The sequence below is a fragment of the Vibrio sp. NC2 genome (assembly GCF_025195005.1).
In the GTDB taxonomy this organism is placed as follows: Bacteria; Pseudomonadota; Gammaproteobacteria; order Enterobacterales; family Vibrionaceae; genus Vibrio; species Vibrio splendidus.
Genome location: NZ_JANVFC010000009.1, coordinates 134,529 through 159,334, shown reverse-complemented (window position 1 = coordinate 159,334; position 24,806 = coordinate 134,529). Strand labels below are relative to the sequence as shown.

Sequence of the window (24,806 nt, the reverse complement as noted above, 5' to 3'; positions counted from 1 at the left end):
ATACCCAGATCAAAGTTGATCTAGAACAAATGTGGTTTTACCAATCTAGCTGTTATGCTTTGTTTTAGAGGCTTATTTAGGGCGCTCAAGCATGAGCTAAGCGCGAAACACGCCGCTGACATAAAATGAATCGAGAATAAATTGAATAAACAGTCCATTTGGAGAAAGAGATTTCAGTGACAGTCAGAAACCTAATATCAATCGTTGGCCTTTGTTGGTTGAGCTTAACCGCAGGAATCTGTTTAGCCGCTCAATCGGAGCAAGAGATTGCAACGACAAGCACTGTTGAGTCTGAGCAAATCATAGAGGTTGGCGTGTTGGCGACTCGAGGTAAGCTTTCCGCTCAACAGCGTTGGCAGCCGACAATGGATTGGTTGTCTGAGCGCATTCCCGGAAAATACTTTGTTCTCAAGCCTTTCAACTTGGAAGAGATGGCCGAAGCGGTAAAAGATGTGACTGTTGATTTTGTTATCACCAACCCCGGCCAGGCGGTTCGATTAGGACGCCAGTATGCGCTTTCTTGGATGGCAACCATGACCAGTCATAACTTTGAAGCTCAAGGCACCAGTAATACACGCAGCATTGGTTCCGCCTTGGTGGTGAGAAGAATGTCGCCTTATATCTCTCTCGAACAACTTAGCGGTAAGCCGATTGCGGCAGTCTCTGAAAACGCTTTTGGTGGTTACCTCACTATGCGTTACCAAGTGATGCAGCAAGGGCTCAACCCCAATCACTTTTTCTCCAATACTCAGTTCTTAGGTTTCCCTATTGATGCCAGCTTGTATCAACTGCGTGAAGGACACATTGAAGCTGCGGTGGTGCCTGCGTGTTTGGTCGAGAGCATGATCAGCGAAGGTTTGCTGGTGGCGGGTCAATATCGTGTTATCGAGAATCAAGCACCAGAAGGGTTCCAATGTCAGGTGTCTACGCCGTTGTACCCTAACTGGTCGTTTGCCAAAACAGAGCGAGCGTCTTCGGCACTGGCGAAACAAATGAGTCAGGTGTTATTTGCGATGCCAAAAAGCAGTGCGCCCGCCATCGCAGCGAATGCATCGGGCTGGACTTCACCGACAAGCTTGCTGTCGATCGACAAGCTATATCAACAACTCGACATGCATCCATTGCAACAACCTTGGTGGAAAGAAGCGTTAATCTGGCTCAAGTACAATCAACAGTGGGCATGGGCGTTCTTTATTCTTGTCGTGTCTCTAAATGCTTACCACTTCTGGCTAGAATACAAATTCAGTCGCAGCAAAAAGCAACTAGAAGCGACGCTGTACAAGCTGAAAAGTAAGAGTGAACAGCTAGAGCACTCACAACGTATCGCGGTAGTTGGTGAACTAGGAAGTAGCTTGGCACACGAGATTAATCAGCCTCTGGCAGCCATTAGGAATTATAGCGAAGGTGGTTTACTGCGGATTTCGAAGAACAAACCGCTGACTGACATAGAGCCTGTATTTGAGAAGATCCAGTCGCAAGTGGACCGTGCTGATGCGATTATCCAACGCTTAAGAAACATGATCAAAAAGCGCTCATCAGATAAATCTCAAATTGATATAGAAGCGCTTCTTACAGATACCATCGAGCTACTGCAATTTCGATTACATAAACACAAGATAACCATTGAACGTTATGTTGTGGGTACACCTATCAAGCTACATGTTGACCCTGTCGGACTGCAGCAGGTGGTTGTAAATTTGATCAACAATGCGACTGATGCGTGTAATGCTCAGATGCATCGCGAACAAAGCGCTACGTCTGATATTGGTAACAAAAACAACGAACCATCGACAATTAAAGTGATTACCGAGTATCAACCGGATAAAATGATGCTGTCGGTTATCGATAACGGCACCGGTTTAGATTTTACCGAGCAACAAGTCACTCAAGCCTTTGTGAGCAGCAAAGAAAACGGCTTGGGGTTAGGGCTTGCGATTTGCCAAGATGTGATTGAAGACCACAGTGGCAAAATGAGCATCACTTCACTGACTCCTCATGGTTGTCATGTCGCGGTGACACTGCCTTCCTCTATTTCAAATGACTCATAAGGAATCTTGCTATGCCTGAACTTCATCAAAGGCTTCCTGTCTACGTGGTTGATGACGATGAGTCGATGCGTGACTCATTGGTGTTCCTATTAGAAGAGCATGATTTCACTGTGTCAGCTTTTGAAGATGGCCCGAGTTTTTTGGACTCAGTGGATTTGAGTGCGCCGGGGTGCGTGGTGTTAGACAGCCGAATGCCTGAAATGAGAGGGCAACAAGTTCATGAATTGATGGTGAAAGCTCAGAGCCCACTGTCGGTGATTTACCTGACGGGTCACGGTGATGTGCCAATGGCGGTTGAAGCCTTACAAGCCGGCGCGGTGAACTTCTTTCAAAAGCCAGTTAAAGGCGGTGAGTTAGCTGAGGCAATCAAACAAGGTTTGGACGCTTCTGAAAAGCATTTACACATGAATGTTTATCGCCAAGCGTATGCGTCGTTAACTGAGCGAGAAATCGATATTCTTAAGCAGATTATCGATGGCAAACGTAACCAGAAAATCGCTGATGAATTATGTATCGCGATGAGAACGGTAGAAGTACACCGAGCGAGTTTAATGAAGAAATTCTCAGCGAAGACAGTTGCCGAGTTGGCTTACATATACGGTCAACTGAACTAACTACAGCGACACGAAATTGCTGATAGGTATTCATCAATTTCGTTGTCGTTTTTTAAGATTATTTTGCTCAAAGGTAGTCTTCATTATCGAACTCTATTGAAGCAAGATCACACCATTTATGGAGTGCATAAGGATAGGTCTAAGTAGACTTTTTATCGTTATGTATTCCTGAGATACTGAACTGAGTTCATTTTAGGGCGGAACGTTTTAATAACGGCGCTTTTCCCTGTAATTAGAAACATACCATTCACTATGGGTTGATCACTTTCCCTATATCGGGGCTAGTATCAGCCGAGTTAGGTTAAAATATTTTATGAGTACAATGGGAATCGCAATTGGTGCGACGGCTCTTTCTTTAATACTTGTCGCCGTGTGGCTGATCTCTTTATCGTTAAGAAAGCAGCGCTTGGAGCAAGAACGTAAGGCTCGTGCTGTCGCTTATCGAAAAGCGATTGAAAAAGCGCGCATACAAGAGCAAAAAGAGCGCCACTTCAAAGCCGAAACTGGGCATGTACCGTCGATACTGTATTTGGCAAAAGAAGCTGAACGTAACAATATTAAGGAAGCTCTGTATTGGTACGACAAAGCGGCGCAACTCGATAATATCAATGGCATGTACGGCATTGTGCGCCTAAGCATGAAGCGCAAAGAAGACCTAATTTTAAGAGAGAAAGCCAACTTTTGGCAGCTTGCGATATCCGCATTGGACAATGACGTGTCTGCGAAATTTGAGATGGGCAAAGCGCTTGTCTTTGGTCGTGGAACTGATAAAAACATCCCTAAAGGTTACACCTATATCGAAGAATCTGCGGCTGGTGGTAATACTGAAGCGATGCTGTTCATCGGTGACTGGTGTCTAGATAAAGAAAACCCAGACTACTCTGCCGAAAGCTCTGTCGAGTGGTACCAAAAGGCCGCGGAAAAGAATAGCTTAGACGGCAAGATCAAACTTGGTATGAGTTATTTGAACGGTGTGGGTGTTGAGCTTAACCATGGCGAGGCTGTTTACTGGTTTGAGACGGCCGCAGAAAAGAACAGTGCAGAAGCGATGTTTAGAGCAGGTGAAGCTTGGATTGACCATGGTGAACACGGCAATGCCATTGCTTATATCTGGCTATTTTTATCGGCTCATTTTGGTTACTCAGAAGCCAAGCATTTGAGGGATAAAGTCGGCGGGGAACTTGGTGTGGATGCCGTCGTGGGCTTACAGGCCCTAACTAAACCGATAATGACTAAGCTGACACAAGAAGCAATCACTAAGCACTCAATCATTAAGGCGCTTAACAAGCTCTACAAACGCAATGTTCCTGTCCCTAAGAAGGTTAAAGAAGCGTCCGATGAAGAAGGTGAAGAGTTAAACGTCGATGGTAGTCATTTAGAGACCAAAGCTTCGAGTGAGCAAGGTGCTAACGTCGATTACAGCCAGCAGGCGACGCCAAACCATGATAGCGGTGCTGCGAATCAAGGGTCATCCAGCGATCAAGCAACGCATAACAAAGAAGCAAGCCCTAACTCTCTAGACTTCAGTCAGGCAGCAGTGGATCCAAGCTGGAAAAGCAACCACTAAAACGTGTTGGTTAGCTTTGACGAGTTAGATAAGAATGACTAAAGCTGTGAAGCTATAAATCTATAAATCTATAAATCTATAAATCTATAAATCTATATAGCTTCTAACCGTAATCTAGAAAACCAAGACAACAAAAAAGGGAAGCGAATGCTTCCCTTTTTATTTGTGTGCTATTTGCTTTTAGAGCTTAGAGCTTAGAGCTTAGAGCTTAGAGCTTAGAGCTTAAGCCTAATACCCAAGAGCTGTTAAGCTTTGTTTTGCTCAGCTTTACATACAGCCGCAGTGAACACTACGTCAGTTGAGCTGTTAAGCGCTGTTTCAGCCGAATCTTGAATCACACCAATGATGAAACCAACCGCTACAACCTGCATCGCTACATCGTTTGAGATACCGAATAGGCCACAAGCTAGAGGAATCAGTAGCAGTGAACCACCGGCAACGCCTGATGCGCCACATGCTGAAATTGCAGCAACAAGGCTTAGTAGAATCGCAGTGAAGATATCAATCTCAATACCCATTGTGTGTACAGCTGCAAGCGTTAACACAGTGATGGTGATTGCAGCACCCGCCATGTTGATGGTTGCGCCTAGAGGGATTGAAACAGAGTAAGTATCTTCATCTAGCTCTAGCTTCTTACAAAGGTTCATGTTCACTGGGATGTTTGCAGCGCTTGAACGAGTGAAGAATGCCGTTACACCAGATTCACGAATACATTGCAGTACAAGTGGGTATGGGTTCTGTTTTGTCTTTACAAAGACAAGCAGTGGGTTAACGACAAGAGCAATGATCAGCATTGAGCTTAGTAGAACCGCTAGCAGTTGACCGTAGCTTGCTAGTGCATCGAAGCCCGTTGTTGCGAATGTAGTCGAAACAAGGCCGAAGATACCGAATGGCGCAAGACGAATAATGAAGCGAACAATGTGTGAAACACTGTGGCTAAGGTCTTCGAAAACCGCTTTGGTTGTTGCAGATGCGTGGTGCAGTGCAAGACCAAGACCGATAGCCCAAGCAAGAATACCGATGTAGTTCGCATTCATTAGTGCGCTAACTGGGTTATCTACAAGCTTGAATAGAAGCGTATGAAGAACTTCTGCAATACCTTGAGGAGGGTTAGCACCTTCAGCGCCAGCAACCAGTGTCAAAGTGGTTGGGAACATGAAGCTCAGTACTACAGCAGTCAGTGCTGCAGAGAACGTACCAATCAGGTAAAGCACAATGATTGGACGCATATGAGTATGCTGACCTTTCTTTTGGTTTGCGATAGAAGCTGCAACAAGAATGAATACTAAAATTGGGGCAACAGCTTTCAGAGCACCAACAAACAGACTACCTAATAGGCCTGCATCTTGGGCTGCTGAAGGAGAAACCATGGCGAGAACGACACCGAAAACAATACCAGCAAGGATCTGTAGAACGAGATTTCCACGAGCGATGCGGGCGAGCATGTTGTGATTTTGCATAAAATACCTGCAATTGTTAATTTATTATAGTGATGTGTTTTTTTATAAAGTTGTACCAAATCCAACTATACACTAGTGGAATGGGCGGTCATATTAGCGGGATCTAAGAGGGTGTCTAGGAATAGTTTACTTTTAGGGTGATTGTTTGCGCTACGTGGTGTTTTTAGAGCTAAATGTTAAATTTTTGTACTCTTGTTGAGATATAAATCTGCATGATAATACTCATTCGGGTCAATGTTCTGGCTCTGGTGTCGTCAGAGTCGATTGGCAAGATCATTGTGTGCAGAAATGATCTCATCGAATTCCTATTGATATAAAGAAGACCTGTTAATACAAAGAAGCCTCGCTGATACAAAAAAGCCCCAGCCCAATGCATTAAAGAGCTCATGAATTAATGAGCTAATACGCGATAGGGACATAGGGCTTATTTACGTGTTGTAAACCTAATCCAATAATCGGCTATTTAGACGATTTCTTGATATTACGGCTCTCTGACTGCACGGTTTTGTACATTTTAGAAAGCTGTTTACTGTTCGCTCTCTGCTCTGCCAATGAGGCTCCATTTCTTGCTTGCTCTCTGAGTAACTTCTCATAGTTAGAGAATCGTCTTTCAGAAAGCTCACCGCTTTCAATGGCCTTGCGTATTGTGCATCCTGGTTCTGACTCATGGCTGCAATCAGAAAAGCGACAATGCATCGCTAATTCTTCCACATCAGAAAAAGTTTCACTTACTCCTTCAGCACAATCGGCGAGTTGTAACTCTCGCATACCAGGAGTATCGAGCAATAAACCGCCCGACGTTAGCAAGTGGAGCGATCGTGACGTGGTTGTATGACGGCCTTTGCTGTCGTCTTCACGAATACCGCCCGTTTCTTGTTGAGTTTCACCAAGTAGCGAGTTCACGAGTGTCGATTTACCGACACCAGACGAACCCATCAAAGCGACGGTTTTGCCTGTTTTACACCAAGGTGACAATACTTGAGTAGAGTCTTGGTCTAGGCTATTAACGGCTTCGATCATCAGCATAGAATCTAAGCTTTGCACTTGCTGTACTTTGTCTTGGTAGTCGTCACACAAGTCTTTCTTGGTAAGTACGATAACCGCTTCAACCTGTGCTTCATTGGCGAGTGCTAGATAGCGCTCGATGCGGCTTAGATTAAAGTCGTTATTTAACGAAACCACGATAAATACGGTGTCGATATTGGCTGAAATGTACTGTTCTGCCACACGACTGCCTGCTGCTTTACGGCTGAAGAGAGACTGACGCTCAAGTAAGCGGTCGAATTGCAGATCAGAGTTCAACATCACCCAGTCACCAACCGTCATTGCGGGTTGTTTTTGGTGAACGGGTAGAACGATTTCGCCTTGTTCTGACGCAAGCGTATAACCGCTGCGATGGTGCGCGGTAATGCGAGCAATGACGGAATGGTCATAGTCTTCGAGTGTCAGTTGTTGTTGGAATACAGGTTGCCATCCAAGCTGTTGAAGCGACATTGGATGAGAAAATGCGTTTTGTGAATTCATGTCTATTTACCCAGACGTGCGAGCTTTCTTTTCTTGTGAGAGCATTAAAGTCTTATCAGTGAATTAAAGTCTTATGAGAGCACTAACGTCTTGTAAGACCTCAGATTGTTGATGAGATCGAAAAGCGTTAGTCAGATTAAAAAGCGTCGAGACGTCAAAAATGTTTTGAGCTTGGGTCGAATTCAAATAGATAGGACCCCGGATTGAGTCATGCGCTACAGGCATGCATATATTGATCACTTACGATCAATAGTAAACCGGGTAAAAGTGTGCTGTCGTCACGGGTGACGATAAGTTGGTCGATCGGTGTTTAAGTTTGATTAACCAAACAAATTAACGCGTTACTTTTACTGCCAGTTTTAGTGTGTTCATTACAATCATCTTCTATTCTCCTTGGGTTATTTATGTGTTCAGGCTTTGAATAAAAAGCGAACTCAGTTTAACAAAAAGCCACGATGGCGAGAAGTCATCGTGGCTTAAATTATTTTATCAATTGTGAATACGATTAATGATGATCGTGATTCATCTTTTTCATGCCGCTCATTACTTTCTTAACCGGCGCATCGAAGGTCTGTGTTTCACCATTGGCGAAAGTCAGTGTCATCTCGATTTGCTCACCTTCTTTTAGGCTGCTTGCTAGGTCGAACAACATGATGTGTAGGCTGCCAGGTTTAAGTACCGCTTCACCATTCGCTGGGATTGTGATCTCTTGAACTTGGCGCATCTTCATAACATCGCCATCCATGATTACATCATGAAGTTCTACTTTACCTGCTGCAGGTGTTGTTGCAGAAACAATAGCGCGATCTTTATCGCTGTGGTTCATCAGAGTCGTGAATACCGCGCTGTTCACTGCTGAAGGCGGTGTTGCACGAGCGTACGCGTCATGAACCATAATATCGCTACTAGCCTGAGCAAAAGGGGTGAGCAATAAGCCTGCTAGAGCAAGTGCTTTTAACTTCATGTTGTTGTCCTTAATTTTTATGTTTTTGGTCTGGGACCTGACTTTTTTGAACTTTATTGAGTAAGTTCTTTGTTTTTACGTTTTACTGCGTCAGCTTGTTGATAGCCTCAACAATTGGCGCTGGCGTCAACGTGTGCGGTACTTTGGTAATCAAGGTACCGTCGGGCTTTAAAAAATAAAAATATGAGCTGTGGTCTAGGGTGTATTCCAACTCTGAACCTTCAAGCTTGGTCTTTCTGAAAATAACGCCGTAGTTATGAGCCAGAGTCGTTGTGACATCCAATGGACCACTTAGTCCTTCCATCATCGGGTGGAAGTATTGCGCGTATTCATACGAGGCTTCAGCGGCATCACGTTCAGGATCGAGAGAAACAAACATCGGGCGAATCTTGGCTTTTGCTTCATCAGAAACTTGGTTAAGTGCTCCGGCTAACATCGCTAGAGAAGTGGGGCACACATCTGGGCAGCGTGTGAAACCGAAGTAAACGATACGAATTCTGTCATCGGTTTGGTCAAAGATTTCCGTTGGTTGGTTGTCTTTGCCGAAAAGAGTCGTTGCGGAGAACTCTTGTTTTGCAGCGCGTTGTTCTTGAACTTCGTTTTGCCCATCAAGATAGCTTTTGACACCAAAGCCAAGTACAAAAGCGACAACCAATGCTAACGACCAATTTCTACTCATCTTGCCATCCTTATTGCAGGGTTTACAGTATCGACACCATCAGTGAGTTCACCGACCCATGTCATTTTATCTAAAGTACATACAGGTAAAATCACTTCACCTTCATAGGTATTATTGCCAATGCTCTTCAATTGAAAACGCGCTGATCCCATTTCCATTTCTAAACCGGTGAGCGATAACATCAGTGTCTCAGATGCAGCCCCTTCCCAAACGACCTTTATCTTTGTGGGTAGAAGAGGTTGCGCGGTTTCGCGATCAAGCGACATTGAAATGAATTCCTGCTCACACGATATGGTTGAAAGCATGCAGTAGTCATCCAAGTTGACTTCGGCAGTTGAGTGCTCAATGACCGACTTAAATTTTTGAAATACTTGCGGCCCATAAAAACCTGCCACGAGAGCAATGCCAAGAGCCACCACCTTTAATGCTGGGTGCATGTCGTGTTCTCATCTAATTTTATAAGAGCGGCGATGTTATCATACCCCTTAATACGTGCTTGTATCAAAAAGCAATTTTGTGCGTATGGTAGAACTAAAAAAGCGAAGCCATTGGCTTCGCTTTTGTCTGTTTAATCGAGAGGTGAGCTTAGTATTTCTAAGCATTATCCGTTCTAAACGCTTTCCAGAAGCTGGCTGAATGATTAGTCAGCGTTGCGCTCTGCAAATTTCTCTAGTCCTAGAACCAAGGCAATAGCAGCCAACATCATCACAATCGCCATTACCAGCTGAGAAGGCTGAGAGGTTACGGCTTCAAAATCAAACGGTGACAGATTTTCTTGAAGTAGAGGAACTTGCTCACCTTTTGAGTTTGTGCGCCAGCTGATGGTTTCTTTCCACGGCCAAATCTTAGGCAGCGTACCGATCATCAAACCAGTTAAGAACACTAATGTGAAATCGCGGAATGAGCGCAGTAACCAAGAAAGTACGTGCGAGAAAGTCAGTAGGCCAATCACACAGCCACTAAGGAATAGCGCAAGCACATCGATTTGGAACTCTTTAACCGCACCAAGAACCGGACCATACATACCAATCAATAGCAGAATGAAGCTACCCGAGATACCCGGCAAAATCATCGCACAGATCGCAATCGCACCCGCAATGAGAACATTGATGCTGGTTGGTTCCATTTGCAGCGGCTTAAGCACGGTAATGCTATAGGCGAAAGCAACGCCAAGCAGCAAAAACACGAATCGAATCATATCGCGCTTCTCTACTTGCTTAAGAATATGGAAAACCGATACTAAGATCAGGCCAAAGAAGAAAGACCACAGTGGAACGGGGTGGGTGACTAATAACCAAGAAATCAGTTTTGCAAATGTCGCAATGCTTGTGAATACGCCTGCGAACAGTGAAATCAGGAAGAAACCATTGATGTGGTTAAACGCGGCTTTGAAGCCTTCGCGTTTCCATAAGCCAAGTACGCTAGGGTTAATCCTGCGAATGCTTTCTAGCAGCGTATCGTAGATACCAGTGATGAATGCGATGGTTCCGCCCGACACGCCAGGAACAACGTCTGCTGCGCCCATTGCCATGCCTTTGAAAAAAGTACTTAAGTAGTTCATTGCTTCATAGAGTTGAGGGTGATTTTGTGCAGTATACAAACTTTAGTGTAAAAAAAGTATGAATATGCCATTGGGGAGGGGCTTTTATTGCTCTCTTAATTGTAAGGCAATAAGTTGAAGTGAACATTTGCCTTACATTTAAAATACAACCACTTAGTAATTTGTCATTAAGAACAGAGATGAAACTGATCTCTTATCAATATTGCATCTTGGTTGCATTATGCAAATGCACTTTGCAATTCGCATGACAAATTCATGGTTTTTATGCGATGCAGGGCTTATAAAACGCCGAATTAAAGTTGGCACGCTAACTGCATTATATACATTGACCCTTCTTAAGCCGAGGGTCACCTAGCCAACTGACGTTGTTAGTGAACTTATGATTTGTTCACAAATATATAGAGCCAATCGCGATTATTGCGGTTGGCTATTTTTTTGCCTGTCGTTTGGTGATTGTCTTTTTTCTTTTCCAGTTCCTACATTTTTAAGCTCTAAACTTCAGATGAAAAAAAAGCCAGCCACCATTGGTGACTAGCTTAAGCTTTTCTCGAATCAATCTCGAATCAATCTCGAATCAATCTCGAATCAATCTCGAATCAATCTCGAATCAATCTCGAATCCGTTTTAGTAACCCATCAACTGCAGCAAGTTCTCTGCCGTGCTGATTGCTTCTTTGCGGTTAGCAATGTTCAGCTTTTGATAAAGGTTACGGATGTGAGTTTTGATCGTGGTCCCCGCTACATCGAGCTCTTGAGCTATCTGCTCATTACTGAACCCTGAATAGATAAGACCAAGTACCTGCCATTCACGCTGGGTGAGTGGGCTAGTGCGCACAAGCTCAGGAATATTCGGGTGATTAACCAAGTTCTCAACAAAGTCTTCATCGAAGTGAACCGAGCGGCTGCGTTGAGTGGTTGAGATATCTTTCATGATCTGTTGAGCGCGATGGCGTTCTAAGTCACCTAAGCCTGGCTTGTTGCTCAATTTATCCAAGATATGCCCGATAGTTCCACCGTCGACCAAGAAGTTACCAACCATACCGGTTTGGTTGGTCATATGAAGCGCTTCTTCAAGTAGCACGCGCGCGCTGTCTTCATCGTTAATTTGTGTACGCAACACCGCTTCAACGATCAAGTTTCGGTTGGTGTCTGTAATCAGATGTGAACGCTGCGCTTCACTCTTAAGGAAAGTCAGCGCTTCTTCCGCATCTTCATACTGCTCAAGGATGATGTGAGAACGTACGATGTTTCTCCATTGAAGCTGACAGAAGTGGTTACTCGCCGATTCAGGTCGAACCGCCACGCTTAGCCAATCACGGATTGCCTCTTTATTGCCTTTTACTTGCCAAAAAAGAATCAAAGACAAAGAAGCATTTGCCGTCCAATCCACGTGGTAAGTTGATTGACGTAGCAGGTGTTGAATTTGGTCGATAAACTTCGACGCTTTATCAATCTCGCCGCGGCTCAATGAAATACGAGCCAGCATTGAGTAACTGTGTAGGTGTTTACTTGGTGAGTGGTGACCAAGGATATCTAAGCCCTTGTAGCAACACTCTTCCGCTTCATCTAGTCGGTTCCAGCACCAGAAGATCTGAGCGCGAACACGCAGCAAAAATTCATGTAGAGGCACGTATTGCAGCTGGTGCTCTTCAATTAATTTGAATGCGCTGTCTTGTAGCTCAAACGCAGCTTGAACATAACCTTGAGCAATCAAGATTTCGCTTTGTTGCAGAATCGCCCACAGCGCCTGATGGTAAACTTGATACTGGCGAGCAAGCTTCTCTGTTTGCTGCATCATAGGTAGCGCACGGCTCAGGTTGCCCATCACGTGATTCACTTCACCTACAACAGAGGTTGCGACAATGCGGCTACGATAAACGGTGGTGTTCAGCTGGCTTAACGAAAGCTCAGCCAATTCCAATGCTTTCTCAGGCTCATTGCTGTTAATGGCAACTTGGGCGCGCAAGGCGTTGTATTGGCCTTGCTGCTGAGTATCAAGTTCAATGCTTCGAGCTTGATATTGAGTCTCAGCCTCTTCCAACAAAGTACCTACTTGATCATACCGGTGCTGACTTTGTGCCAGCCAAGCGCGCAGCATTGATAGCTTCGGCTCACTGTATAGTTGATCCGTAGTCAGTTGCTTGATCGCCATCTCTAGAGATGAAAGTTCGCCTTGGTTGAACATCGGCCAACCGTGTTCCGTCAAAATTTGAATGATCAGCTCTGGATCTTCAGCACGTTGTGCATGTCGTAGTGCTTGATGAGGCGTTTTCTGTTTGATCCACGCTTTCGCGGCACTTCGGTGCAACTCGGCTTCTTGCTGTGGAATTCGAGCTTGGCGCTCGTGGGCAAGAAATTCGCCGAATAGATTGTGGAATCGGTACCAGTTCTTCTCGCCTTCAAGCGGGTAGATGAATAAGCCAAATCGGTTGAGTGATTCGATCATACCCAGTGCGTCTTCACGCTGTGTAAGCGCGCAGACTAATTCGTCATTGAAATGATCAAGTACTGAACACTGCATTAAGAACTGTCGGGTTTCTTTATCCAGTAGATCGAATACTTCTTCAACCAAGTAATCCCAAAGGTGGGCATGGTTAAAGTGAGAAAACGACTCTGCAGATTGCGCAAGGGTACGTTTTTGATGTTGAGCCTGAAGGGCAATAAGCTGTAACGCCGAAGGCCACCCCTCAACATAAGTACAGATACTGCCAGCGGTGGTGTCATCTACGCCATCGGCGACACGTTGATTGAAGAAGCGCGTCGTCTCTTCAGTATCAAAAGCCAGTGAATCGTTGCCAATTTCAATCATCAGATCACGAACACGAAGGTTTGCTGTGCCAAGTGGTGGTGTCCCACGGCTAGTCACAACAAGCGTCAGGTTGTCAGGCATGTGTTTAAGGAAGAAGCGCATTGCTTCGTGGATGTCGTCATTGTTGACCAAGTGATAGTCATCCAACACAAGGAAACATTCGTGATGGAATTCAGACATCTCAGCAAACACTTCACTTAACAAAGAATGCAACGATGAAAACTGTCGTTTTTCTGCCAGCTTTTGGGCATTAGGGCAGGCATTTTGAGTTGCTTTATTGAGTGATTGCATTAGGTAGTTGATAAAGCGAAAAGCATCGTTGTCACTGTCATCAATGCTGTACCAACCCACATTGGGTTTATCTACCAGCCATTGTGCTGCCATTGTGGTTTTGCCGTACCCCGCTGGAGAGCGGAATAATACAAGCTTATAGCAATCTGCGTGTTGGAGCAGATCGAGAACCCTAGGTCGTAGGATTGCATTATGTAAGCGGCCGGGACGAGTCAGTTTCGAAGGGATCCACATGTCGAAGTTTTTCACCTATTCCGTGGCTTATGTTCTGGATTACCTCAATCTATCGTTGAGTGTAATCGAATGACATCAGCCTAATTACTTAAGTCTTCAATCATATTACGTGAAGCAAAACGGCACCGACTATGATCCTCCTCAGAAACCTTGCACTCCTGCATGTTTTTAGGCTTCTACGCCCTTTATTTGAGACTTTGCTCACATAGCGGGTTGGTTTGTGAATGTGACTTCCTTCATTTCAACACGTGAATCTATGCAAAAGATGAGAGGACGAAATTATTTTCGTGATCTGAATATCAAATTTGATAATGACTTTAATCCGGTTAAATAAAAGTCACATCAATTGAAGGTAAGTTATCGAACGGGAGCTTGTGATCTTAGTCACTCCAAGTTTTTGTTCGAAGTCAGAACATGAGAGTCAGATCACTAACCCTATGTCGGTACGCCCCCTACGCCCTCCCATCTACTCCTAGTTTGTCGCGTTAGCGGGAGGATGTTTAGTTAATGGTGACCATGCACGATATGTCACAGATGAATTAGAACTATTAAAAGCGAGATTTCTGAAATGAAACCAACTCAGCAAAAAACTTTCGATAAAGTGTCGTTCCAAGAAAGCGTTAAAAAGCATTTATCTGCAACCTACGCAACAACGATTGAAAACGCAGATAGCCGCGCATGGTACCTAGCAATGGGGCGTGCGCTAGCAGAACTCACAACATTTGATCTGTTAGAAACTGAAAATGACGAAAAAATTAAGAACGCGAAGAGCGTTAACTACCTTTCATTAGAGTTTTTGATTGGTCGTTTAACAGGTAATAACCTGATCAGCATGGGTCTGTACGAACAGATCACTCATGCAATGGAAGAGCTAGGTCAAAACCTAACTGATCTTCTAGAAGAAGAACGCGATCCATCACTAGGTAATGGTGGTCTTGGTCGTCTAGCCGCTTGTTTTATGGATTCTTGTGCCGCTCAAGAATACCCAACAGTAGGCTACGGTCTTCACTACGAATACGGTCTATTCAAACAGTCTTTCCAAGACGGTCGTCAACAAGAAGCACCTGACGCATGGCGTGGTGTTGAAGGTTACCCATGGGAAGTAGCTCGTCCAGAACTAGCACAACACATTGGTTTTTACGGTCATGTAGAAGTTGAATACATCGACGGTAAAGAAGTTCGTACTTGGGTTCCGGGTATGGAAGTGAAAGCAATGCCTTGGGATCTACCTATCGTAGGTTACGAGTCAAACACGGTTTACCCACTGCGCCTTTGGGAATGTCAGGCAATCGCACCATTCTCACTAGCAAGCTTTAACAACGGTGACTACTTCGAAGCGCAACACTCGCTAATCGATGCGGGTAACATTACTAAAGTACTTTACCCGAACGACAACCACGAGAAAGGTAAGACACTGCGTCTAATGCAGCAGTACTTCCACTCAGCAGCGTCTGTTCGCGATATTCTACGTCGTCACGAAGCAGCAGGTTTCTCTCTAGAAGATTTGCCTAAGCAAGAAACGATTCAACTGAACGATACGCACCCAACTATCGCTATCCCTGAATTGATGCGCATCCTGATCGATGAAAAAGGTTTAACTTGGGACCAAGCTTGGGAAATCAGTGCTCATACGTTCGCATACACGAACCACACACTACTTCCAGAAGCATTAGAGACTTGGTCTGAATCTTTGATCAAACGTCTTCTTCCACGTCACATGGAAATCATTTTTGAAATCAACCACCGCTTCATGCAAGAAGTTCGTAAGATGTGGCCTGGTGACGGTGAGAAGCAAGCGAAGCTTTCTATCATCCAAGAAGGTTTCCACCGCATGGTTCGCATGGCAAACCTATGTGTGATTGGCTCTTACAAAGTAAACGGCGTAGCTGCGCTTCACTCTCAACTGGTTAAGAAAGACTTGTTCCCAGAGTTCAACGAAATCTTCCCTGGCAAACTGACTAACGTAACGAACGGCATCACGCCACGTCGTTGGTTGAAGTTCTGTAACCCAGGCCTATCTACGCTAATTACTGGCAAGATCGGCACTGAGTGGCCAGCAAAATTAGAGCAGCTTGAAGGCATCGCTAAGTTTGCAACAGACGCGAAATTCCAAAAAGAATTCATGGCTGTTAAGAAAGAAAACAAACAGCGCCTTGCTGATTGGGTTCAAGAGAACATGGGTATCGAGCTAGATACGAACGCTATCTTCGACGTGCAAATCAAGCGTCTTCACGAATACAAGCGTCAGCACCTAGATTTGCTACACATTCTATCTCTGTACCACCGTATTCTTAACGAACCTGGTTTCGAGTGTGAGCCACGCGTATGTTTCTTCGCAGCGAAAGCAGCACCGGGTTACCACCTAGCGAAAGAGATCATTTTCGCGGTTAACAAGATTGCAGAGAAGATCAACAACGACCCTCGCATTGGCAACAAGCTGAAAGTGGTATTCATCCCTGATTACCGTGTAAGCATGGCTGAAATCATTATTCCTGCGGCAGACGTTTCTCAGCAAATCTCACTGGCTGGTAAAGAAGCATCGGGTACGGGCAACATGAAGATGGCGCTAAACGGCGCGCTAACTATCGGTACGATGGATGGTGCAAACGTTGAGATTCGTGAAGAAGTTGGCGATGAAAACATCTACATCTTTGGCCTAGACGTTGATGGTGTAGTGGCATTGCAAGCTCAGGGTTACAACCCATACGATTACTACAACGCAGACCCACTGCTGAAAGCATCTCTAGACCTACTGACTGGCGATGAGTTCTCTCCAGGTCAACCAGGCCTTCTACGTGCAACGTTTGATAGCCTACTAGACGGTGGCGACCCGTACCTATGTCTTGCTGACTTCGCATCTTATGTGAAAGCACATGAAGACATGGGCAAGCAGTACAAAGACCAAGCAGGTTGGGCTAAGAAAGCAATTCTTAACACAGCATTGGTTGGTAAGTTCACATCAGACCGCTCAATCCGCGACTACGTGAACAACATCTGGAAACTTGAAGCGGTTAACCGTTAATACTTCCAAAGTAGCCAAGGCAGTTTCTGCCTTGGCTCAATTAGCTTGTGAGCAAACGAAAGGCTTAAAGGTTTGTCGTTTATAAACAAGCTGCTTACAAACCGATTGTCACAAGCTAATTGATTAGTAAAAAATTAAATTAACAACCCTACAAAATAGAAAGCGTCAGAACGTTTTCGGAGAGAGCGATGAAAGAACAGACCGTATTAAAACAAGTCGCAGAAATGGCAAACATTGCCGACAGTTACGTTAGTGCGTGGGGCGATGAAGCACAAGTATCAGAAGAGACGATTACGTCTCTATTGGCTTCATTGGGCTACGATACAAGCAGTGATGATGCACTGCTTAAATCTGCAGAAAGAAAACACAAAAAAGATGTACTAGACCCAGTTCTTGTCTTGCGTGACGGTGAGCCAGTAGAAGTGGCGCTTAATCTAGGTGTAAGTGCTCGTGAAAGTGAGTTCAGCTGGCGCTTAGAAACCGAGCAAGGAGAGGTACTTGAAGGCTATCTTCAATCTCAAGTCGTTCGTGACGAGCGTGCCGAGGGTGGCCCTTTAGTGTTTGCATTGCCAAGTGATTTGGCATGGGGTTATCACAAGCTAATTGTGAGCCGTAAGCGCCGTAAGAAGCCTTACGAGATGACATTGATCATTACGCCAAAAGCGTGTTTCAAGCAGTCACCAATCGAGCAAGGCAAAAAGCTTTGGGGACCAAGTGTTCAACTTTACACACTAAGAACTCAGCACAACTGGGGTATTGGTGATTTTGGTGACCTTAAACAGCTTGTTGCTGATATCGCTTCTCGTGGTGGTGATTTTGTTGGCCTAAACCCAATTCACTCATTGTTCCCAGCGAACCCAGAAGGCGCGAGCCCATACAGCCCGTCGTCACGTCGTTGGTTGAACATCTTATACATTGATGTGAGCTCAGTACCTGAATTCGCATTAAGTGCTGAAGCACAACAAACGGTAGGCAGCGCTGAATTCCAACAGCGTCTACAAAAAGCTCGTGAAGCGCACTGGGTAAACTACACCGAAGTGTCTGAGCTTAAGATGAGCATCTTGCCTCTGTTATACGCAGAATTTAAGACTCGTCATCTAGACAAGAACAGCGATCGTGCACAAGCGTTCTTAGCGTTTGTAGAAGAGGGCGGTGAAAGCCTGATGCATCAAGCGGCGTTTGATGCTCTGCACGGTGAGTTACATGCCGAAGATTCAGGTATGTGGGGCTGGCCTGTATTCCCTGAGAAATACCGCACATACGAAAGCCCAGCGACACAGAAATACATTAAAGAGAACCTAGAGAATGTTCATCTTTACATGTACCTGCAGTGGTTAGCGGATTGCCAAATCAACGATGCACAGTCTCTTGCTGAAGAGAAAGGCATGGCCGTTGGTTTGTACCGTGACCTAGCCGTTGGTGTTGCGGATTCAGGCAGCGAAACATGGGCCGATGAAGGCAACCTAGTGATGGATGCGAGCATCGGTGCTCCACCGGATGTGCTTGGTCCTCTAGGTCAAAACTGGGGTTTACCACCGCTTAATCCTGAAGTGCTTCAAGAAACAAGCTACGACGCATACATCAAGCTACTCCGTGCCAATATGAAGCACTGTGGTGCCCTTCGTATTGACCACGTATTAGGCCTACTGCGTTTGTGGTGGATTCCAAAAGGTGAAAACGCAACCAAGGGTGCGTACATCTACTACCCAGTACAAGACATGCTGTCAATTCTGGCGCTTGAATCTCACCGTTACCAATGTAGCGTTATCGGTGAAGACCTAGGTACGGTGCCGGATGAAATCGTCGATATCCTAGCGGATGCGGGCGTGCATTCTTACAAAGTATTCTTCTTCGAAACATCAGAAGATGACGGTGGCTTTATCTCACCGAAACATTATGCACCACAATCGATGGCGGCACTTTGTACTCATGATATGCCAACGCTTCGCGGCTTCTGGCATTGTGATGACTTGAAAATGGGTCAAGAGATTGGTTTATACCCAGATGCAGAACAGCTAGAAACCTTGTTCGACGACCGTCTGGAATGCAAACAAGGTATCTTAGATTCAGTGGCATGGCATGGCTTCTTACCTGAAGGTGTTGGTCGTGATGCAAGCCAAGTACCTATGGACTCTTATCTTGCTGAAGCGCTTCAACTGCACGTTGCGGCTGGTGGTTCGACACTTCTTAGTGTTCAACTGGAAGATTGGCTAGAAATGGATAAGCCCGTTAACATCCCTGGTACGGTCGATGAGTACCCTAACTGGCGTCGTAAACTATCAATGAACTTGGACGAAATATTTGCTCACGAAGGGGTAAATCGTATCGCTTCTAAGCTGACTGACGTTCGAGAAAAAGCAGCTAAGTAATGACGTTGAGTGGCTTGAAAATAGGTGGTTTTTTGCTTACGCCGTACGAAACTACAACCTCGGTCACTCAATAATGAATGCTCATCTGGTAGAATAAACCGTCGTTATATTGCCCGCACTAATAGCGGGCATTTTTGTATTATATTTTTTGGATGTTTGGTTAGGGAGAAGCGTTTTGGAACTAAGTTCGATTTCAAAGCAAAAACAAATATATACCCAACTATCACAGGCTTGTTTCACTGACCCATTTGCGTTTTTAGGGCCATACCTACCTTCTGAGCAAGGTGCATTACGTGTATGGATTCCTGGGGCAAATAAAGTCGAGTTGATTGTTGGAAAGGAACCTCGTATTGAGTTAGCGCGAGAGGGTGAAAGTGGTTTCATTCTTAAGCAAGAGAGAGATTTACGTTTTACTCACTACAAGCTCGCGGTTGATTGGGCTGGAGTCGAGCAGATCATCGATGATCCATACCAGTACCACGATCTGTACGCGAGTTATGAAGATCTCCATACACCTAAAGATATGTATCATCACATGGGGGCTCAGTTTATTACGCTAGAGCGTGATGGACAGACGATTTCAGGTACGCGTTTCTTGGTGTATGCACCGCATGCAACAGCGGCAAGCTTAGTGGGTAACTTCAATGCTTGGGATGGTCGTCGTCATCCAATGCAACGCTTAGATTATGGCATGTGGGGCCTATTCATTCCTGAACTGGAAGAAGGCGCTCAATATAAGTTTGAATTAAAAGGACCTGATGGTGAAGGCTTACCACACAAAGCTGACCCATGGGGTTTTTACTCTGAGCAATACCCTTCATTTTCTTCTGTGACTTACGATCACGCTCGTTACGAGTGGCAAGATACTCAGTGGCAGAATCGCCCAGTAACGCAAAAGCGTAAAGAAGCACTTTCGTTCTATGAACTGCACGCCGGTTCTTGGAAGCGTAACGCTGAAGGGGAATTCTTAAACTACCGTGAACTTGCTGCTGAATTGATCCCATATTTAACGGATTTGGGTTACACGCATGTAGAGTTGATGCCGGTTTCAGAGCATCCGTTTTACGGCTCTTGGGGCTATCAGCCAATAGGTTTGTTCGCACCAACGAGTCGTTTTGGCTCTCCTGATGACTTCAAATTCTTCGTCGATCAATGTCACCAAGCTGGTTTAGGTGTTGTTCTGGATTGGGTTCCAGCGCACTTCCCTAGTGATGATCACGGCTTAGCCAATTTTGATGGAACACCTTTGTTCCATGATCCAGATCCACGTCGCGGTTGGCATCAAGATTGGAATTCGTACATTTATGATTTAGGCAAAGAGCACGTGCGTCGTTTCTTGGTTGCAAACGCACTGTACTGGTTCGAACAATTCCATATCGACGGCATTCGTGTTGATGCGGTTGCTTCGATGTTGTACCTCGATTATTCGCGTAGCCATGATCAATGGATTCCGAACGCAGACGGCGGCAACGAAAACTACGATGCCATCGCCACCCTTAAGTGGATGAACGAAGAAGTGTACAAGCACTTCCCGAATGCGATGACGATTGCTGAAGAATCGACGGCTTTCCCTGGTGTTTCAGCCCCAACCTTTATGGGCGGCTTAGGCTTCGGGTTTAAGTGGAACATGGGTTGGATGCACGATAGCTTGTCTTACATCCAAGAAGATCCAATCAATCGTAAATATCACCACGATACAATTACCTTCCCATTGGTTTATGCACACAGTGAGAACTATGTATTGTCTCTATCTCACGATGAGGTGGTTTATGGCAAAGGATCTATCCACGAAAAAATGCCTGGTGATGAGTGGCAGCAAACGGCAAATCTGCGTGCTTACATGGGTTACATGTACGCGCAACCGGGTAAGAAGCTGAACTTCATGGGTGCTGAATTTGGTCAGACGGCGGAATGGAACCACGATGATCAACTGCAATGGTTCTTGCTAGATTATGAACGTCATCAAGGTGTTCAGCGCTTAACGAAAGATTTGAACAATCTGTACCGTTCTGAAGCCGCAATGCATGATCTTGATTTCGACCCGAAAGGTTTTGAATGGCGTCTACAGGATTCAGCTGAAGCGAGCATCTTAGCTCATGAGCGTATCAGTGAATCAGGCGAGCGTGTATTGGTGGTTTCTAACTTTACCCCCGTTCCTCATGAGCACTTCCGCTTAGGTGTTCCAGCACAAGGTCAGTACTCTTTGTTATTGAATACAGACTCTGCGGATTATGCAGGCAGTGGCTTTGAAGTGAAGCCGGTTGCTAAGGTTGAATCAGTAGAAAGCGAAGGCTTAGACACATCGATTGAGCTGCGTTTACCACCGTTATCGACCGTTTTTTACAAGCTAAATTAGGTCTATAAGTTGAAATAAGCGATAACTAAAAAGAAAATGGGAGCCGAAAGGCTCCCATTTTTGTATTTCTAACGCTTGGTTTAATGCTGCTTGAAGTTCGTGAGATAGAACATTGAACGTCCTACGACAGTCTCAAGGATTCGAACGGTATCAAGCCCAAAGCTATTAAACATTATCTCGCGGAATTGACCATCTGAACTGATGTTAAACTGTTCAGGGCTCTTGACCTGGGAGGCATGAAAAAACATCAATTTGATCACGAATCGAAATTGATCATTATCTAGAGCGTTTTGCCAAGATTGAATGAATACTTCTTCCGATGAGAACTCTAGATTCTCTATAACAATTGATAGCATGTGTTGGTGTAACGCTGATCGGATAGCGCGGGTCGATGGATAATAGCCCTGAAGCGTCGTCAAACTAATGCCGATTTCTTGAGCAATCCTTGCATAAGTTAGTGCTTCATGTCCTTCAGCCAGAAAAAGGTTTAGTACGATCTCATCGTAGTGCTTTTGATTTTCTAGTTTCTGTACTTGAGTAATTCGAGCCATTACAAATCTCTATTGAGTGTAACATTCTGTAAACGTGTATATTAAGAGTTTCTAAATTAGATTTCAAACCAAAGACGTAAGTAAACGGTCAGTTTATCGTCAAAAATAGTCAGTATTGAGTTATTGGTTCAATTGTTAATCAGATCTTGGCACACATAAAAACACCGCCCTATTGAGCGGTGTGTTATTTTAAGTCGTTGTTTGTATGTGGTAAATGAAAACTTAGAATGGATACCAAAACAATTCAGGTTCAAGAATCCGTTTCGCTATGGCCAACACCACAATAAAAGCAATGACACTCAAACAAACAAAATCGATACGTTTCAAAGGCGCATAGCTATACCAAGTACGTGCCTTGTGTCGGCCAAAGCCTCGTAACGTCATTGCGTTAGAGATCTCGTCTGCGCGGTCTAAGCTAGAGAAAATGAGCGGTCCTAGAACCTTAGCCACGTTTTTGATCCGAGTTATTAGGGGCGCTTTCTTCGAGAGTTCTACACCACGAGCTTGCTGAGCATGCATGATATTGATGAAGTCCTTCTTAACCTCTGGCAAGTAACGCAGTGTTAAGCTTACCGCATAGGCGATCTTGTACGGAACGCCGATACGGTTGAGGCTTGCGGCAAACTCAGTCGGGTGCGTAGTGAAGACGAATATTAACGCTATCGGAAACATACTCATGTACTTGAGCGTCACCGTGACTAAGTAAAATAGAGTCTCCTGGCTCAACGAGTAGTTACCCGGTAATGTCAGTAATACAGTTTCGCTACCGATGAGCTCAGTGCCTTGCTGCGGAGCAAGCAGGAACATGAATAAAGCATTTAGACTTAAGACACTCGCCGTACCTAATAACAAAGGCTTATACACGCGTATAGGCACATTGGTGAGCTTTAATAGGTATAAACCAGTCATAATAAGCAGCGTAATCAATCTCAGGTCGAACGTAGTCAATACCACGGTTACCCAAGCTAAGAAGAGTGCAAATTTCGTGATGCCATTTAATGCGTGCAGGGGGGATTTGGTATCAATGTAGTTGATGCCGAATTTTACTTTTGATGCGTTCATAGAGAACTTCTCTCGTAGTCGATGAAGTACTGCATAAACGCATTGGTATCGTCGATTTTCATCATAGTCGCGAGTTCATAAATACTAGTGGTACAGAGGTTTGCACGTTCTAGAAGCGATGGCTGACTAAACACTTCCGTCATGGCTGCATTGGCAATAAGCTTGCTGTCAGCGATTACGATCGAACGTGTGGTGTACTCTAGAACAAGATGCATGTCGTGTGAGATGATCACCACAGTAATACCCAAATCACGGTTAAGCTTTTGGATGAATGCCAGCATGGATGTGTAGTTACGGTAGTCTTGACCTGCGGTCGGCTCATCCAAGATAAGAAGCTCAGGTTCCAGCACTAAGATAGAAGCGATGGTTACACGTTTTTTTTGGCCGTAGCTCAGAGCTTCGATCGGCCAGTGGCGGAACTTGCTCAGCCCACATAGCTCAAGAACATGCTCTACTTTTTCTGTAATCAGCTCTTCTGCAATATTGCGGTTACGAAGACCAAAAGCAATCTCGTCAAAAATCATATGATGCGAGATCATATGATTTGGGTTCTGCATCACGACACCGACTTTCTGGCTTCTTTCAAAGATAGAAAGCTCAGATAAGTCTTCACCATTTAGATAGGAAGAGCCTGAATCGGCATCGATCACACCCATGATGAGTTTGGTGATGGTAGATTTACCCGAGCCGTTCTTGCCCAGAATCGAAACAAACTCGCCTTTGCCAATCTTGAAGCTCACATCTTCGAGTGCGTTCTTCTCGCCGTCGTAAGAATAAGTCAGACCATGAACTTCGAGTAAAGGTTGATACTGCTTTTCTGCAGCTGGGGCAGGGCGATCAGCAAACCAAGCTTGAACTGCTGGGCGGAACCTTTTGTAATCCAAAGCTTTGAGGTTTGACAGTTTATCTTCGCAGGTTAGTGGGGCTTTCGCTGCTTTAAGCGCAGATAAGTAAAGAGGCTCACGAATACCGTGTGTATCAAGCAACTTAGACGCTAAAATTTCATCGGGAGTCATATCCGCGACGATTTCACCGCGCTCCATTAAGATCACACGATCGATATCACGATGCAGGACATCCTCAAGGCGATGCTCGATAATCACGATGGTTTTGTTGGTTTCTTTATGCAGTTGGTCGATGATCTCAATGGTTGCCTTACCTGTTTTAGGGTCAAGGCTTGCCAGAGGCTCATCAAACAGCAAGATATCAACGTCATCAACTAAGATACCCGCTAACGATACTCGCTGTTTTTGACCACCAGATAGGTCATGAGGAGAGCGCTCAAGCATGTCCGCTAGGTCAACCATTTTTGCAGTCGACTTAACTAACGGGTACATGTCAATGTTCGACATCAACTGGTTTTCTAATGCGAATGCGATATCTTCACCGATACTCAAACCCACAAATTGGCTGTCAGTATCTTGCAATACCGTGCCGATTTGCTCGGTATAATCGTGCATCGAAAACTCAGAGATACTCTTGCCGTTTATCTCTAAAGAGCCCGATACCTCACCTTTGATTGCATGAGGTATCAGACCATTGAGACATTGACCTAGGGTAGATTTACCACTGCCACTTGGTCCAATAATGACGATTTTCTCTCCTTTCTCTATCCTTAGATTGATATTTTTTAGCGTCGGTTTATCCAGCGATTCATATCTAAAAGAGAAGTTCGAAAATGCTATAGTCATTATCG

At 44.9% G+C, this 24,806-nt stretch carries 16 protein-coding genes; 6 read left to right on the top strand and 10 right to left on the bottom strand.

Going from position 1 to position 24,806, the window contains the following annotated elements; all coding sequences use genetic code 11:
- The first annotated feature begins 176 nt into the window (after positions 1-176).
- From NX845_RS13935 to NX845_RS13925, 3 genes are all read left to right on the top strand, one after another.
- On the top strand, positions 177-2,048 hold the full coding sequence (locus tag NX845_RS13935; protein ID WP_260256925.1) for a sensor histidine kinase: 1,872 nt from the start codon (positions 177-179) through the stop codon (positions 2,046-2,048).
- Positions 2,049-2,059: 11 nt separating this feature from the next.
- Positions 2,060-2,662 carry a response regulator transcription factor gene (locus NX845_RS13930; RefSeq protein WP_017086569.1) on the top strand — a complete coding sequence of 201 codons (603 nt, stop codon included), beginning with the start codon at positions 2,060-2,062 and terminating at the stop codon, positions 2,660-2,662.
- 322 nt (positions 2,663-2,984) lie between these two features.
- On the top strand, positions 2,985-4,229 hold the full coding sequence (locus tag NX845_RS13925) for a tetratricopeptide repeat protein (RefSeq protein ID WP_065682248.1): 1,245 nt from the start codon (positions 2,985-2,987) through the stop codon (positions 4,227-4,229).
- A 245-nt stretch (positions 4,230-4,474) separates the two neighbouring features.
- On the opposite strand, the gene sstT is transcribed toward NX845_RS13925, so the two are convergent.
- The 7 genes from sstT to malT all read right to left on the bottom strand — a co-directional run bounded on the left by sstT (position 4,475) and on the right by malT (position 13,750).
- Positions 4,475-5,689 (bottom strand): serine/threonine transporter SstT, encoded by a 1,215-nt coding sequence (gene sstT / locus NX845_RS13920; protein WP_004732110.1) that lies wholly within the window; start codon positions 5,687-5,689, stop codon positions 4,475-4,477.
- Between the two features lie 459 nt (positions 5,690-6,148).
- Positions 6,149-7,213 carry a ribosome small subunit-dependent GTPase A gene (rsgA, locus tag NX845_RS13915; RefSeq protein ID WP_260256924.1) on the bottom strand — a complete coding sequence of 355 codons (1,065 nt, stop codon included), beginning with the start codon at positions 7,211-7,213 and terminating at the stop codon, positions 6,149-6,151.
- Between the two features lie 505 nt (positions 7,214-7,718).
- Positions 7,719-8,177 carry a copper chaperone PCu(A)C gene (locus NX845_RS13910; protein WP_017061862.1) on the bottom strand — a complete coding sequence of 153 codons (459 nt, stop codon included), beginning with the start codon at positions 8,175-8,177 and terminating at the stop codon, positions 7,719-7,721.
- An 82-nt stretch (positions 8,178-8,259) separates the two neighbouring features.
- Positions 8,260-8,856, bottom strand: a complete 597-nt coding sequence (locus NX845_RS13905) for an SCO family protein (protein ID WP_260256923.1) — start codon at positions 8,854-8,856, stop codon at positions 8,260-8,262.
- On the bottom strand, positions 8,853-9,293 hold the full coding sequence (locus NX845_RS13900; RefSeq protein WP_017094645.1) for a hypothetical protein: 441 nt from the start codon (positions 9,291-9,293) through the stop codon (positions 8,853-8,855). Before NX845_RS13900 ends, NX845_RS13905 begins: the two co-directional genes overlap by 4 nt.
- Positions 9,294-9,496: 203 nt before the next feature.
- The gene (locus tag NX845_RS13895) at positions 9,497-10,417 is read right to left on the bottom strand and encodes a DUF368 domain-containing protein (RefSeq protein WP_029405904.1); all 921 of its coding nucleotides are present in this window, start codon (positions 10,415-10,417) and stop codon (positions 9,497-9,499) included.
- 624 nt (positions 10,418-11,041) lie between these two features.
- Positions 11,042-13,750 (bottom strand): HTH-type transcriptional regulator MalT, encoded by a 2,709-nt coding sequence (gene malT, locus NX845_RS13890; RefSeq protein ID WP_065682250.1) that lies wholly within the window; start codon positions 13,748-13,750, stop codon positions 11,042-11,044.
- A gap of 568 nt (positions 13,751-14,318) precedes the next feature.
- Here malT and NX845_RS13885 point away from each other — a divergent pair.
- The 3 genes from NX845_RS13885 to glgB all read left to right on the top strand — a co-directional run bounded on the left by NX845_RS13885 (position 14,319) and on the right by glgB (position 21,497).
- The gene (locus tag NX845_RS13885; protein WP_017081831.1) at positions 14,319-16,772 is read left to right on the top strand and encodes a glycogen/starch/alpha-glucan phosphorylase; all 2,454 of its coding nucleotides are present in this window, start codon (positions 14,319-14,321) and stop codon (positions 16,770-16,772) included.
- A 188-nt stretch (positions 16,773-16,960) separates the two neighbouring features.
- Positions 16,961-19,141 (top strand): 4-alpha-glucanotransferase, encoded by a 2,181-nt coding sequence (gene malQ / locus NX845_RS13880; protein ID WP_065682251.1) that lies wholly within the window; start codon positions 16,961-16,963, stop codon positions 19,139-19,141.
- A 175-nt stretch (positions 19,142-19,316) separates the two neighbouring features.
- A complete protein-coding gene (gene glgB, locus NX845_RS13875) occupies positions 19,317-21,497 on the top strand; it encodes a 1,4-alpha-glucan branching protein GlgB (protein WP_004732093.1) in 2,181 nt (726 codons plus the stop codon).
- Positions 21,498-21,577: 80 nt separating this feature from the next.
- Here the strand turns inward: glgB and NX845_RS13870 are convergent, their stop codons facing one another.
- The 3 genes from NX845_RS13870 to NX845_RS13860 all read right to left on the bottom strand — a co-directional run bounded on the left by NX845_RS13870 (position 21,578) and on the right by NX845_RS13860 (position 24,801).
- The gene (locus tag NX845_RS13870; protein ID WP_004732091.1) at positions 21,578-22,048 is read right to left on the bottom strand and encodes a TetR/AcrR family transcriptional regulator; all 471 of its coding nucleotides are present in this window, start codon (positions 22,046-22,048) and stop codon (positions 21,578-21,580) included.
- A gap of 222 nt (positions 22,049-22,270) precedes the next feature.
- Positions 22,271-23,110, bottom strand: coding sequence for an energy-coupling factor transporter transmembrane protein EcfT (locus NX845_RS13865; RefSeq protein ID WP_017086560.1), 840 nt, complete (start codon positions 23,108-23,110; stop codon positions 22,271-22,273).
- Positions 23,107-24,801, bottom strand: a complete 1,695-nt coding sequence (locus NX845_RS13860; RefSeq protein WP_065682252.1) for an ABC transporter ATP-binding protein — start codon at positions 24,799-24,801, stop codon at positions 23,107-23,109. Before NX845_RS13860 ends, NX845_RS13865 begins: the two co-directional genes overlap by 4 nt.
- Positions 24,802-24,806: the final 5 nt, after the last annotated feature.

Bases quoted from the DNA above. Each gene is read 5' to 3' on its own strand.
- NX845_RS13895 (WP_029405904.1), bottom strand. From the start codon at position 10,417: ATGAACTACTTAAGTACTTTTTTCAAAGGCATGGCAATGGGCGCAGCA.
- NX845_RS13885 (WP_017081831.1), top strand. From the start codon at position 14,319: ATGAAACCAACTCAGCAAAAAACTTTCGATAAAGTGTCGTTCCAAGAA.
- NX845_RS13900 (WP_017094645.1), bottom strand. From the start codon at position 9,293: ATGCACCCAGCATTAAAGGTGGTGGCTCTTGGCATTGCTCTCGTGGCA.
- rsgA (WP_260256924.1), bottom strand. From the start codon at position 7,213: ATGAATTCACAAAACGCATTTTCTCATCCAATGTCGCTTCAACAGCTT.
- NX845_RS13865 (WP_017086560.1), bottom strand. From the start codon at position 23,110: ATGAACGCATCAAAAGTAAAATTCGGCATCAACTACATTGATACCAAA.
- NX845_RS13910 (WP_017061862.1), bottom strand. From the start codon at position 8,177: ATGAAGTTAAAAGCACTTGCTCTAGCAGGCTTATTGCTCACCCCTTTT.
- malQ (WP_065682251.1), top strand. From the start codon at position 16,961: ATGAAAGAACAGACCGTATTAAAACAAGTCGCAGAAATGGCAAACATT.
- NX845_RS13905 (WP_260256923.1), bottom strand. From the start codon at position 8,856: ATGAGTAGAAATTGGTCGTTAGCATTGGTTGTCGCTTTTGTACTTGGC.
- sstT (WP_004732110.1), bottom strand. From the start codon at position 5,689: ATGCAAAATCACAACATGCTCGCCCGCATCGCTCGTGGAAATCTCGTT.
- malT (WP_065682250.1), bottom strand. From the start codon at position 13,750: ATGTGGATCCCTTCGAAACTGACTCGTCCCGGCCGCTTACATAATGCA.
- NX845_RS13870 (WP_004732091.1), bottom strand. From the start codon at position 22,048: ATGGCTCGAATTACTCAAGTACAGAAACTAGAAAATCAAAAGCACTAC.
- NX845_RS13925 (WP_065682248.1), top strand. From the start codon at position 2,985: ATGGGAATCGCAATTGGTGCGACGGCTCTTTCTTTAATACTTGTCGCC.
- NX845_RS13860 (WP_065682252.1), bottom strand. From the start codon at position 24,801: ATGACTATAGCATTTTCGAACTTCTCTTTTAGATATGAATCGCTGGAT.
- NX845_RS13930 (WP_017086569.1), top strand. From the start codon at position 2,060: ATGCCTGAACTTCATCAAAGGCTTCCTGTCTACGTGGTTGATGACGAT.